The sequence below is a fragment of the Phormidesmis sp. 146-33 genome, from assembly GCF_052939515.1.
In genome coordinates, this window is sequence record NZ_JBJPHU010000096.1 from 14,726 (window position 1) to 27,362 (window position 12,637).

At 49.5% G+C, this 12,637-nt stretch carries 10 protein-coding genes; all 10 read right to left on the reverse strand.

Annotation, left to right across the window (positions count from 1 at the left end; all coding sequences use genetic code 11):
• Positions 1–10 precede the first annotated feature (10 nt).
• The 10 genes from nifN to nifB all read right to left on the reverse strand — a co-directional run bounded on the left by nifN (position 11) and on the right by nifB (position 11,618).
• Positions 11–1,315 (reverse strand): nitrogenase iron-molybdenum cofactor biosynthesis protein NifN, encoded by a 1,305-nt coding sequence (gene nifN, locus ACJ2PR_RS27015; protein WP_446879288.1) that lies wholly within the window; start codon positions 1,313–1,315, stop codon positions 11–13.
• Entirely contained in the window at positions 1,315–2,691 is a 1,377-nt protein-coding gene (gene nifE, locus ACJ2PR_RS27020) for a nitrogenase iron-molybdenum cofactor biosynthesis protein NifE (RefSeq protein ID WP_446879290.1), read from the reverse strand. The genes nifN and nifE overlap by 1 nt, the downstream gene beginning before the upstream one ends.
• A gap of 220 nt (positions 2,692–2,911) precedes the next feature.
• Positions 2,912–3,223 carry a Mo-dependent nitrogenase C-terminal domain-containing protein gene (locus tag ACJ2PR_RS27025; protein ID WP_446879291.1) on the reverse strand — a complete coding sequence of 104 codons (312 nt, stop codon included), beginning with the start codon at positions 3,221–3,223 and terminating at the stop codon, positions 2,912–2,914.
• Positions 3,224–3,305: 82 nt separating this feature from the next.
• Positions 3,306–4,844 (reverse strand): nitrogenase molybdenum-iron protein subunit beta, encoded by a 1,539-nt coding sequence (nifK, locus tag ACJ2PR_RS27030; protein WP_446879292.1) that lies wholly within the window; start codon positions 4,842–4,844, stop codon positions 3,306–3,308.
• Positions 4,845–4,933: 89 nt separating this feature from the next.
• Positions 4,934–6,442, reverse strand: coding sequence for a nitrogenase molybdenum-iron protein alpha chain (nifD, locus tag ACJ2PR_RS27035; RefSeq protein ID WP_446879293.1), 1,509 nt, complete (start codon positions 6,440–6,442; stop codon positions 4,934–4,936).
• A 118-nt stretch (positions 6,443–6,560) separates the two neighbouring features.
• A complete protein-coding gene (gene nifH / locus ACJ2PR_RS27040) occupies positions 6,561–7,457 on the reverse strand; it encodes a nitrogenase iron protein (RefSeq protein ID WP_446870070.1) in 897 nt (298 codons plus the stop codon).
• Positions 7,458–7,583: 126 nt separating this feature from the next.
• A complete protein-coding gene (gene nifU / locus ACJ2PR_RS27045) occupies positions 7,584–8,465 on the reverse strand; it encodes a Fe-S cluster assembly protein NifU (protein WP_446879294.1) in 882 nt (293 codons plus the stop codon).
• Positions 8,466–8,499: 34 nt separating this feature from the next.
• Positions 8,500–9,702 (reverse strand): cysteine desulfurase NifS, encoded by a 1,203-nt coding sequence (gene nifS / locus ACJ2PR_RS27050; protein WP_446879295.1) that lies wholly within the window; start codon positions 9,700–9,702, stop codon positions 8,500–8,502.
• Positions 9,699–10,079, reverse strand: a complete 381-nt coding sequence (locus ACJ2PR_RS27055; protein ID WP_446879296.1) for a 4Fe-4S binding protein — start codon at positions 10,077–10,079, stop codon at positions 9,699–9,701. Before ACJ2PR_RS27055 ends, nifS begins: the two co-directional genes overlap by 4 nt.
• 63 nt (positions 10,080–10,142) lie before the next feature.
• The gene (gene nifB / locus ACJ2PR_RS27060; RefSeq protein ID WP_446879297.1) at positions 10,143–11,618 is read right to left on the reverse strand and encodes a nitrogenase cofactor biosynthesis protein NifB; all 1,476 of its coding nucleotides are present in this window, start codon (positions 11,616–11,618) and stop codon (positions 10,143–10,145) included.
• Positions 11,619–12,637 lie beyond the last annotated feature (1,019 nt).

Below are 12,637 nucleotides of genomic sequence, written 5' to 3' on the forward strand. Positions count from 1 at the left end.
GGGTTCCTCCTTAATGTTTTACCTGTGTTTCTTCCTGTTCTAAAAACAAGTTGCCGAGGTCAAATAGCAGTTGCATCATGCCGCGATAGCCGACAGTGCAGCGTTGACCATTGCCGAGACGATCGAAGATTGGAAATCCCATGCGGTAGAGGGGAATGTGAAGACGACGGGCGATCGTCGCAACATTGGAATTCCCAATCAACAAATCAGACCCGGCGGCTAGTTGTTCAAAGTCTTCTAGATCCCCAATGGTTACACTATGGACAGGCAGAGTTTCTAGTAAGGGCGATTTGGTCGTCGTGACCGCTGCCTGAATCTCTGCCCCCATACTTTGCAGAAAGTGAACCATTGACCAGAGCAGGTCGGGTTCCATTGCCAGGGAGACTTGTTTGCGCCCAAAAAAGAAGTGAGTGTCCAGCATGGCATCTTGCAATTGACTGCGCTGATGGCGGTACTTCTCTGGCACAGGTAGCCCACTCAGGTCTGACAGTCCTTCTAAGAAGCTGTCGATCGCAGCCAGGTTGCTCAAACTGGGAAACACTTCGTAAGGGATACTAAACTGATTGTGCAATGCTTCGGCAGCACTTCGCATACTTTCACCCAACGCCACGGTATAGACCGAGCTACCAATCTCACGAAGTTCAGCTAAGGGTGTACCGCCGCTCGTCACGCTGCTATAGGAATCATCTAAATGCCCATCTAGTGAGCGGGAGAGATCAGGAACCGCGATCGCAGTTAGTCCAAACGCAGCCACTATCTCCTTGATTTCCTGGATATCCCCTGGTGCAAAGGCTGAACTAACTAGAAGCGTGATTTGATTGGGACGGGTTTCTCCCGATCGCGGTAGCTCTTTGACGATGCTAGTAACCGTTGCGGCAAATCCATCCTGCAACGCACCCTTAAAATCGGGCGTGGAGACAAAGACGATCGGTAAATCATGCAGTTCGGGATGGCGTTTGCGAATGTTTTGTAGAATGCCTGCCATATCATCGCCGCGAGTCTCGGTGAGTCCTGTGGTGCAAAGTCCGATGATGGATGGTTTCGACTTTTCTACCAGCGTCAGGATGGCTTGTTCTACATTCTCTTCGCCGCCCAAAATTGTACTAACTTCGGTCATAGCGGTAGTAGACAGCGGAATCGCCTCCCGGAAGTGACGCACTAACATAACTTTTGCAAAGGCCGTACAGCCTTGAGAACCGTGAAACAAGGGCATGATGCCTTTTAGACCGAGAAAGGCTAACGCTGCCCCCAGAGGCTGACTTTGCTTGAGTGGATTGACTGCAACAGACTTTCTGGGCGTTGTAATGGTTGCCATTAGATCACCTCCGTCTCCCAAGGGGCAGGTTTGCGAACTTGTGCCCAAACTGGGCTATACAGGGCTTCTTCTAGCTCTCTTGCCATTTCCACCATGCCGACATAGCCTGCATAGGGATGGTGACGCTCTTGATTGATGTCGAGAAAGGGAATTTTGGCTTTGAGGGCAGTGTACTGGTTACGTCCCCCGGCTATTAGCATGTCTGCTTTGGTTTGAGCAATCACTCGCAGAAGTTCTTGAGCATTGCCTTTTTCCATCATGATGCCGTCTTGACCGAGGAGTTCTTTGATGCGGGCTTTGTCTTCTTCGGTGCTTTTTTTGGTGCTAGTCGCACAGACTTCCATCCCCAGGTCTTTAGCCGCAGAAATAATTGACCAGCTTTTGACTCCACCTGTGTAAAGCACGACTCGTTTGCCTTTCAGCCGTTCTCGATAGGGAGCTAGGGCATTGTCTAATTTGAGTGTTTCTTCAGCGATTAATTGTTCGACACGCTGCTGTAAATTTGCATCCCCGATTTTGGCGGCAATGTTCCGCAAGCAGCGATTCATATCTGCAACCCCGTAGAAGGACTCTTCGATATAGGGAATGTTGTAGCGCTCCTCCATTTTGCGAGCCATGTTGATCAATGCTTTGGAGCAAATCATCACATTGAGTTTGGCGCGATGGGAGCAAGCAATATCCTGGTAGCGTCCGTCGCCTGTGATCTGTGCCAGCACCCGAATCCCTAATTTCTCAAACAAGGGTAATACACCCCACAGTTCCCCGGCGATGTTGTATTCGCCAATTAGGTTAATGTCATAAGGCGTGGTGATTTCTGGCTCACGAGTGCCCACAACATAGTCCAGGAGACTTTCTCCACCGACTCGATTGCCTAAATTTTTACTCCCAATAAACCCAGGAGAATTGACGGGAATAATGGGAACTCCCGTTTTCTCGGCGGCTTTCTGACACACAGCATCTAAATCATCGCCAATCAATGCTGTAACACAAGTGGAGTAGACAAACACAGCCGCAGGATTGTAGCGCTCTTTGACTTCTAGAATGGCTTTATAGAGCTTTTTCTCACCGCCAAAGATGACTTCGTTTTCGGTCAGGTCGGTGGTAAAGCCCATTTTGTAGAGCATAGGGCCAGAAGACAAGCTGCCCCGACTGCCCCAGGAATTTCCAGCACAGGCGATCGGCCCATGTACCAGGTGAGCAGCATCGGTAATCGGCACCAGAGCAATCATTGCACCATCAAAGGCACAGCCTCCCTGAGCGGCTCCGGGTTGCGCGACCTGAGTGCAAGATTTATTTTTTTTGCCCTCTTTCTTGTGGTTGTGTTCACAAGCTGACTCGCTCAGAAGTTCGTTGATTTTGCCTTGAGTGAGTTTCATAGCAGGATGGGGGGTGGGGGAGGAGGGAAGAGGGAGGAGGGAGGAAAGTAAAACTAACAGCTAAGTAAGTGGGTGTAATTAAATTGAAGACCCTCATCCCCTAACCCCTTCTCCCCAAGGAGAAGAGGAACCGGACTCCTGCTCCCTCTCCTGCGGGAGAGGGTTGGGGTGAGGGTCTTTCTCGGCGTTTTACAATTAATTCAACCCTTCTACTTAACAGCTAACAAATGTACTTCTCAACGTCTTCGCCGCAAACATCTGAGAGGTAGCTTAGGGCGCGGAATCGGAGGAAAACAAACTCGTTGTAGAAGGGATTGAGTTCACACAGCGGGGGCGTGTGGAAGAAGTGCCCAAACAAGGTAAATTCACGTTCAAAGGGACAGGTGCAGGGAATGAGTTTGCAAATCCAATGAGCTTGGCGTGGGGTATGAATTTCGATGCGATCGATCCAGCGACGGATGGGAGCGAGAAGGACAGTCGGAGGAGGTGAGGACGGGCAGAGGTGATCAGAGGGCGGGGTGAAAGTAGCCATAGCAACCTATAGGGGGTGAAGAGAGGGCGGGTTGATTGAGCGATCGCAGCCGTAGTTGGTAGCCCCGCCCGTCCAGGGTTTGTTAGCGAATCAGGTCAAAGGAGATGTCCGTCTTCGAGGGAATGTTGGTGTTGCGATCGAGTTCATCTAGCAGGGTGTTTACAATCCAATTCAACAAGTTGATTGCGCCCTGATAGCCGTAGGTGCTGTAGCGGTGCAGGTGATGACGATCGAAGATGGGGTAGCCAATTCGCACGAGAGGAGTGTGGGTATCACGCCACAGGTACTTGCCGTAGGAGTTACCGATTAGCAAGTCTACGGGTTCGGTGAATAGAAGCGATCGCAGATGCCACAGATCTTTGCCGCCCCAAATGGTTGCGCCTGCACCAAAAGGACTGGAGTCGAGCAGCGATCGTAGTTCCGCTTCAAACACATCATTGCTATTGCTCACGACAATGTGAACAGGTTCTGCGCCAATTTCCAATAGAAACTGCACCAGTCCAATTACCAGATCCGGATCGCCATACAGCGCCACTCGCTTGCCATGTAGCCATGCTTGAGAATCGGTGAGAGCATCGACCGCCCGACCCCGCTCTTCTTCTAGTTCTTTGGGAATCGGCTGACCTGTGAGAGCAGACAGCTTGATCAGAAAGTCATCAGTGCCGCGAATGCCCACTGGACGAACAACCGAAGTCGGCTGTTTCCAGTCTTTTTCAATATATTCGCGAGTTTTGGTGGTGGAGTAAGCTTGGAAAGCGATCGTGGCTTCTGCATTGATCGAGTCTGCGGCATCTTCTAGGGTAGTGCCGCCTTGATACATGTGGTATTCCCCATCATTGGGCGAATCGAGATAATCGGAGTTGTCAGCCAATAAGGTATAGTTGACACCCAACAGTGACGCAATCCGTTTGACTTCTCGCAGGTTGCCAATGTAGGTTTCAAAGCCAGGAATAAAATTGATCTTGCCGTTGGTGGTTTCTGCTTTCTGCTCTTTGGTCAGATTAGACAGAATGCCCTTGATCATGTTGTCATAGCCCGTGATGTGAGAGCCGACAAAGCTAGGTGTGTGAGCATAGGGCACTGGAAATTCTTGGGGCACTGACCCAGCGGTCTTAGCATTGTTGATGAAAGCTTGTAGATCATCTCCAATCACTTCTGCCATGCAGGTGGTGCAGACAGCAATCATTTTGGGCTTGTAGAGGCTATAGCTGTTAGCCAAGCCATCGATCATGTTGTTTTGTCCCCCAAACACTGCTGCATCTTCGGTCATAGACGAAGAAACTGCTGAGAAAGGCTCTTTGAAGTGGCGGGTGAAGTGCGATCGAAAGTATGCCACACATCCCTGAGACCCATGAACAAAGGGCAGAGTACCTTCAAACCCAACGGCTGCCAAAATTGCACCGAGAGGCTGACAGGCTTTTGCAGGGTTGACGGTGAGTGCTTCACGGGCAAAGTTTTTCTCGCGATATTCCCAGGTCTTTGTCCATTCGGCGGTTTGAGCTACGAGATCGGGATCATGTCCCCCTTCAAACTCTTTCTTGGCAGCAAATAGTTCCTGATACTCGTCCTGGTGAAATAACTCGGCGTGATCTTTAATTTTATCGATGTTGTTTTGAGCCATGATGGGTGTTCTCCAAAGTTTGGAAGTAGGGGAAAGTTTAGACTGGGAGTGGGGGAGTTAGAAACAATGTCATCCCCCGTCCCATCTCGTTATGCAGTCGCTTCAGCCTTTTTCCACGGTGCGCCAATCAAGCTCCAGGTGGGGCTGTTGAGCGCCAGATCCATGTCGCGGGCAAAGATCGCAAATCCGTCGTAGCCGTGGTAAGGCCCGGAGTAATCCCAGGAGTGCATCTGACGGAAGGGAAGCGCCATTTTTTGGAAGACGTACTTCTCTTTGATGCCAGAAGCGACTAAGTCCGGCTTCAGTTCTTTGATGAATTCCTCAAACTCATAGGCAGAAACATCGTCATAGATCAGCGTGCCATCTTCTACATAGTGAGTGGTGCGCTTGTAGTCGTCGTTATGTCCAAATTCATAGCCTGTGCCAATCAGTCGCATTCCCAAATCGTAGAAGGCGGGAACCACGTGACGGGGACGCAGACCTCCGACCATCAGCGCAACGGTTTTACCCTCCAAACGGGGGCGATATTTGGCGATTACTTCCTGAGTTTGGGCTTCGTACTTGGCAATGACGGCTTCTGCATTCGCTTGAATGGTTTCATCGAATTTAGCAGCGATCGTTCTCAAAGACTCCGCAATCTGAGTCGGGCCAAAGAAGTTGTACTCCAGCCAGGGAATGCCATAAGTCTCTTCCATGTGGCGGGAAATGTAGTTCATCGATCGATAGCAGTGAACCAGATTCAACTTCACCGAAGGCGTGTTGATCATTTCGTGCAGAGTGCCATCACCTGACCATTGAGCGACGACGCGCAAGCCAATTTCTTCGAGTAAGATCCGGCTTGACCAGGCATCTCCCCCAATGTTGTAGTCTCCAATAATGGCAACATCATACTGAGTGCCATCAGGAATGTTTCCGGCTTTCTTTTCTTTGTCGTATTGCGGAAACACCCAATCGCGTACAGCATCATTAGCAATGTGGTGTCCGAGGGATTGCGACACGCCCCGGAAGCCTTCACACCGCACCGGAACGACTGTTTTGCCGATTTCTTTTGCCGCCTTTTTAGCGACCGCTTCAATGTCATCGCCGATTAGACCGATCGGGCACTCAGATTGAATCGAAACACCTCGGTTAAGCGGGAATAGCTCATCGAGTTCGGTAATCAATTTGGCAAGTTTTTTGTCACCGCCAAACACAATGTCTCGTTCCTGAAAGTCAGAGGTAAACTGCATCGTGCCAAACGAATCAATGCCTGTAGTGCCAATGTAGTAGTTGCGGCGACCTGACCAGGAGTAATAGCCGCAGCCGACTGGCCCGTGGCTAATATGGATCATGTCCTTGATCGGCCCCCAAACTACTCCTTTTGAGCCAGCATAGGCACAGCCGCGAGTGGTCATTGAACCAGGAACCGACTTAATATTGGATTTAACGCCGCAATCAGACTTGCCTTCTTCAAAGACATTCAGGTGCTTCTCCCGCTTCTTCTTAGCTTTGTCAGGATAGACTTCTAGAACTTCTTTGATCAACTCTTTTTTGTCGGCGGTTGTAAGTTCGGCTACTGCTTCGGTGTCTTCGAGAGCCGCTAATTCTGGGGGTGTCATATTCTGCCTCTCTAGATAAAGGATGAGTGGATGAGTAGGGGAGTGATAGGCGAATGAGTCAGGGCGTGGATAAATAGCCCATCTCTAGCAATTCATCTACCACCCCTCCCCTCATGGACTAGGCAATACCAGCGGGAGCTTTGGTGCCTTCTTTGATTGCCTTTTCGTACTCTTCTTCGCCACCCAGGATGCCAAATTCGACTAACAGATCTTCCAGTTCGTCCATGGTGATGGGGGTGGGAATGGTGAGATTTTTGTTGTCGATGATCTTGTTGGCGAGGGTGCGATACTCTGCGGCTTGTTGGCTATCAGGCGCATATTCAATGACCGTCATGCGGCGCAGTTCGGCATGTTGAACAATGTTGTCGCGGGGGACAAAGTGCAGCATTTGAGTGTTGAGCCGTTTTGCCAGAGTTTCGATCAGTTCGAGTTCTCGATCGACCTTACGGCTATTGCAAATCAAGCCACCCAGACGCACACCACCGGAGTGAGCATACTTGAGAACGCCTCTTGCAATGTTGTTGGCTGCATACATCGCCATCATTTCACCAGAGGTCACGATGTAGATTTCTTGAGCTTTACCTTCCCGGATGGGCATGGCAAAACCACCGCAAACTACGTCACCCAATACATCGTAAGAAATGAAATCGAGGTCTTCATACGCACCATTTTCTTCGAGAAAGTTGATGGCGGTGATAATGCCCCGTCCAGCGCAACCAACACCGGGTTCTGGACCGCCTGACTCAACACAGCGGACATCGCGATAACCAGTCATCAACACTTCTTCGAGTTCTACGTCTTCAACTGCACCTCGCTCGGCTGCCAGTTGTAGAACGCTGGTTTGGGCTTTGCTGTGTAGCATCAAGCGGGTGGAGTCTGCTTTGGGGTCACAGCCAACGATCATGACGCGCTGACCGAGTTCGGCCATGCCTGCGATCGTGTTTTGCGAGGTCGTAGATTTGCCAATTCCACCTTTGCCATAGAAGGCTATCTGTCTAATGCTTTCGTCAGTCATGGAAGGATCTCCTGTAGAATTTGAGGGTTGTTGATCAGCGTTTGAGACGCTGCTGGGCTAGGGAGTTGGAACCAATCGCATCAGGGGGCGATCGCCCAACCGGAATCAGTAGAACGAGTTGAGGGTTCATGAAACTGCTTCAACAACTAAGTTGGGTAAGATACGTTCGCGTAACCGGACTTCGATCGCGTTTTTCAGCGTTGCTGTGCTGCTTTCACAGGAGCCACAAGCCCCTTTTAGCTGGACTTTGACGACATCGCCTTCCAGGTCATAGAGTTCGACATCACCGCCATCTGCTAGCAGCACAGGACGCACTTCTTGTAAAACGGTTTGAATCAAGCTGATTTTTTGTACGGTTGTTAGTACGCGATTTTGGGCCGTCGCAATCTCTGCGGCAACTCTGACAGCCGTGAGATCTTTCTCTTGTTGTACGGCGGCGATCAGATCTTCAATTTCTGCGGCACAAGAACTACACCCACCGCCTGCTTTCACATAGCTAGTGACTTGTTCTACGGTGGTCAGATTGTTTTCAATCACCACGCGACGAATTCTGTTTTCGCTGACCCCAAAGCAACTACAAATCAATTTGCCGTCGTCATCTTCATGCTGTTCGATCTCAATGCCCCGATACTTGTAGATGGCAGCTTCCAGGGCTTCCTGTCCCATGACAGAACAGTGCATTTTTTCCTCTGGTAGCCCGCCTAAATACTCGGCAATATCCCGATTGCTGATGTTCAACGCTTGATCTAAGGTGATGCCTTTGATCAGTTCGGTGAGGGCTGAAGAAGAAGCGATCGCACTGGTACACCCAAAGGTTTGAAACCGAGCATCCAGAATTTTGTCTGCCTCTACTTCGATTTTGAGGTGCAGTCTGAGAGCATCGCCGCAGGCAATACTACCCACTTCGCCAAACACAACTGCAATACCGGATTCATCGGACTCTGCGATCGCTCCCTGGTTTTTAGGGTTGTAAAACAAATCTAATACTTTCTCGGTGTAGTCCCACATGGCGGTGTTTCCTGAAGAGTAAGGGATTGATGAGTTATCTAGCTCCGATGGTTGCTTCTTGGCGGTCTTGTAGCCACTCGGCTTGATCGTTGTTGAAGGGGGATAGATCACGTAAGCGTTGAACAATGTTTGGCATGACTTCTAGAACGCGATCGACTTCAGCATCGGTAGTATGCCGGGAAAGACTAAACCGGATGGAACCATGTAGCGTCGTGTAGGGTAAGCCCATTGCTCGTAAGACGTGAGACGGCTCTAAGGAACCAGACGTACAAGCAGAACCAGAGGAAGCACAGATGCCGTACTGATCGAGAGAGAGCAAGATCGCTTCACCTTCGATGTATTTGAAACCGATGTTGGTGGTGTTGGGTAGGCGATGTTTACGATCGCCATTAATTTCAGTGTTGGGAATCTCAAGTAGCCCTTTTTCGAGGCGGTCACGCAGTTTCTTTTCCTGTGCAACCTCTGCTAAGTGTAATTGCGCTAGTTCTGCGGCTTTGCCTAATCCAACAATGCCAGCGACATTTTCTGTTCCGGCTCTGCGTCCCCGCTCCTGGTGTCCCCCAATCAACAAGGGACGAAAGCGAAATCCCCGTCGCACAAAGAGGGCACCAATCCCTTTGGGAGCGTGTAGTTTATGACCCGAAATCGTCATCAGATCAATGGTGCTGGTTTTCATATTCAAGGGCAATTTTCCGGCAACCTGAACCGCATCGACATGAAAAGCAGCCCCGTATTCTTTGGCGATCGCTCCAATTTGCTCGATCGGGAAGACCGTCCCCGTTTCATTGTTCGCATACATGGTCGAAATCAGCGCTGTACTGCCCGTAATCGCCGCTTCTAGCTCCATCAGGTCTAATTGACCCTTACGGTCTACTGAGAGGTAAGTTACGGTGTAGCCCTGCTTTTCTAGCTGCTTGAACAGATTTAACACACAGGCATGTTCGACTTGAGTGGTGATCAGGTGTTTGCGATCGGGTTGAGCAGCGATCGCTGCTCGAATTGCAGTATTGTTGCCTTCCGTTCCACAACTGGTAAAGATGATTTCAGACTCTTCAGCCCCTAATAGATCAGCCACCTGACTGCGTGCTTGCTTTAAGGCTTTGCCCACCTGTCCCCCAAAGCTGTGCATTGAGGAAGGATTGCCGTAATACTGAGTCAGATAGGGCAAAATTGCGGCGACCACTTCGGGATCTACCTGGGTTGTAGCGTTGTTGTCGAGATAAATGACTGCACTCATGCGTTGACTCCCACTGATGGAGGGGTGTGTAACTGTCGAGATAATGCTTGTGAATAGGTGTCAAACCAGCGTTGCCAATAATCAGAGGGTTGGTTGGCTTTTAGCCTTGACACCAGACGGTTGTAAGTATTAAACCAAGTGCCCCAGTAGTCGTCGGATGGCTCTACAAAGAGCGGTGAGACTGCCAGGTTTGGGACACATCCACCATTGGTGGGGCAAACTGCCCAGCACTGAGGTACAGAGTAATGACCCACACAATCGTTACAGCGTTCAGAATTGATTTGATACTGTTGCTCATTTTGGGTGATTGCCCCAGTCGGGCAAGTTGGTTCACAACGATGACATTCAATACACTGACTGGTGATCATGTAGGTCATAGCAACCTCCTTAAGTTGGGGTTTCAGAGTCTGAGTGTTAAAGGTTAAGTTCAGGCTTCAAACTCAGAACTCTTGAATGTGCTGGTCGTAAAACTCTCTGGCCACCTTTTCAATCACGTCGTAGGCTTCTACTACTTGCAACCCTGATTCCCTCAGTTCTGCTTTCGGGCATTCACCCACTTTGGATACGAGAACCGCTTTGCAGTCAGCGATCGCCTTAATCACATGTTCCAGCGTGGCATCTTCGCCATAGCCGCCTTGACAGTATTGGTCGATTTTGCGGTGCCCGACAAACTTCGCTTCGTTGGCATCTACTTCAAAGATTTGGAATTCTTTAGCGTGACCAAAGTGCTGATTGACAATCCCGCCGCCCTTAGTTGCCACTGCCACTAAAATCTTGGGACTGTTTTTGACACGCTCACTGGGCTTGACTTTCGCTTTTGCCAGCTTGATGTCTTCCTTAAATTGCTCAATGCCCGCATGAACTTCCTGCCGCAGTGCCAGGTCGTACTGTTCCGGCATTTCCATAAACTTATCTTTGGTGAATTCCTGACTGCGATCTTCACCTAGTAAGCCGACTGCATCCGCCCGGCACTGGCGGCAGTGACGCATCATCTTCATGTTGCTATCAGCGCACTCATCTTGCAGCTTTTTCAGTTCTTTGGGGTTGGGGCCGCGCTGTCCTGTCAAACCAAAGTGAGTGCCATGTTCTGGTGCGGAAATCAGTGGCATGATGTTGTGCAGAAACGCACCCCGCTTGCGAATTTCTTGATCGACTTCGACCAGATGCTGATCATTTATCCCAGGAATCATCACCGAGTTGACTTTACAGAGAATGTCGGCTTCTTTGAGTGCCTGCAAGCCTTCCATTTGGCGCTCATGCAAGATTCGTGAAGCTTCCAGACCTTTGTAGCGTTTGCGGCGATAGTGTACCCACGGGTAAATCTTTGTCCCGATTTCTGGGTCTACCATGTTAATCGTGATAGTGACGTGATCAACGTTGAGGGCTTTGATGCGATCGACATGATCCGGCAGCATCAAGCCATTAGTCGAGAGACATAGTTTAATATCCGGTGCTTTGTCCGCAATTAGCTCAAAGGTGCGAAACGTCTTTTCGGGGTTTGCCAGCGGATCGCCAGGGCCCGCAATGCCTAAGACAGTCATCTGTGGAATCTTGCCAGCAATGACCAGTACTTTATGGGCTGCTTCTTCAGGAGTCAGTAGCTCACTCACCACACCCGGACGGCTTTCGTTGGCGCAGTCATATTTGCGATTACAGTAGTTGCATTGAATATTGCAAGCAGGAGCGACCGCAACGTGCATTCGAGCATAGTGATGGTGGGCTTCTTCGCTGTAGCAGGGGTGTTTAGAGATGCGATCGAGCATTCGTTGATCATGGGTCGTTGCGGCACTGGGATTGCTACTACACCCACAGCTATCACTTTTAGTCTGAGTCACTGCATTTTTGGTGATGACAATATCCGTCGCGGGCTGTGTTTCTGGAGGAGAGAGTAGTCCTGGAGAAGGGGGGGGTGTCATTGCATTTCGGCAGGGCTAGGTGGATAGGGCCACTGAGAAAGACCGTTGTTCCGTTTCTCTAAGAAATCGATTGAAGTTGCTGGGTACAGACAACCTACCAATGCAGGCTAGAAGCTTTGATTCGTTCACGTTGGAACCCTATGTCAATGCTGTAGCAAGCAACTTCATTTCGACGTTATTCCCAGAGTGTGGTGTAGCTGCATCTTCCTCTCACTGTGTCTCTTGCCGAGAAACCTAAACCTTGGTTTTGGGTTGAAAGAACCTGTGTTCCTGGTTGAGAGACTTGAGTGATTGGTGTTGTGAACGTTATAGCAACCACTCGAAAGCAGCCTGATTGAGCAGCCCCCGGTAAGATTTATTGAAATCATTAGTCTGTACTCAAGCGCTCAAATCTAGACCAAGCAAGCCCTCAAAGTTTTTTTAGGGTTGGGGTGCGAGTATTTTTTGGGGAGGGCACGAGTATTTTTTGAGGAGGGTAGTAGTATTTTTTGTACTCAGTTCAAACGCTAGGAAAATCAATGTTTGCAGGTCTTTTTGGGTCGTTTTTTAGGCTAACCGACCTGTACTCAAAACCCTCCTCAAGATGGCTCAAAAGCTGAGTTGGAGGAGGAAGTCGATCGCTTTTTGATGCGCTTTTTAACTAAAAACTGAAAGCCGATTGTTGAGGATGGTCTTCAGCAAGATCCAGAATTTAATTCTGTATTTAAGTTAGCGCTTTTCTCAAAACAAATAAAAAATAAAGGAATGTCTGCAATCATTTTTTAGCTTTGTTCAGTCTGGACAGAACCATACTATATAAAATGCATTTGCTACAAAACTGCTGATTTGAGTACAGAGTCAGGCATGAGTCATTGGGGTTGTTAATTCTCTGTAACCCTGATGGGCGCTGAGTTTTGTTGTGAGTACTCAAATACTTGCTCCTGCTGCAATTAATACCAGTCCCCCATCTCAAAAATGCTAGTCCCTCAACCCTTCAAAAAAATAAAGTCTCGACTAGATTAGGGTTTGGGGATTGAGTA

Coding starts and splice junctions, on each gene's coding strand:
- nifH (WP_446870070.1), bottom strand. CDS start 7,457: ATGACTGACGAAAGCATTAGACAGATAGCCTTCTATGGCAAAGGTGGA.
- nifU (WP_446879294.1), bottom strand. CDS start 8,465: ATGTGGGACTACACCGAGAAAGTATTAGATTTGTTTTACAACCCTAAA.
- ACJ2PR_RS27055 (WP_446879296.1), bottom strand. CDS start 10,079: ATGACCTACATGATCACCAGTCAGTGTATTGAATGTCATCGTTGTGAA.
- ACJ2PR_RS27025 (WP_446879291.1), bottom strand. CDS start 3,223: ATGGCTACTTTCACCCCGCCCTCTGATCACCTCTGCCCGTCCTCACCT.
- nifE (WP_446879290.1), bottom strand. CDS start 2,691: ATGAAACTCACTCAAGGCAAAATCAACGAACTTCTGAGCGAGTCAGCT.
- nifD (WP_446879293.1), bottom strand. CDS start 6,442: ATGACACCCCCAGAATTAGCGGCTCTCGAAGACACCGAAGCAGTAGCC.
- nifS (WP_446879295.1), bottom strand. CDS start 9,702: ATGAGTGCAGTCATTTATCTCGACAACAACGCTACAACCCAGGTAGAT.
- nifK (WP_446879292.1), bottom strand. CDS start 4,844: ATGGCTCAAAACAACATCGATAAAATTAAAGATCACGCCGAGTTATTT.
- nifN (WP_446879288.1), bottom strand. CDS start 1,315: ATGGCAACCATTACAACGCCCAGAAAGTCTGTTGCAGTCAATCCACTC.
- nifB (WP_446879297.1), bottom strand. CDS start 11,618: ATGACACCCCCCCCTTCTCCAGGACTACTCTCTCCTCCAGAAACACAG.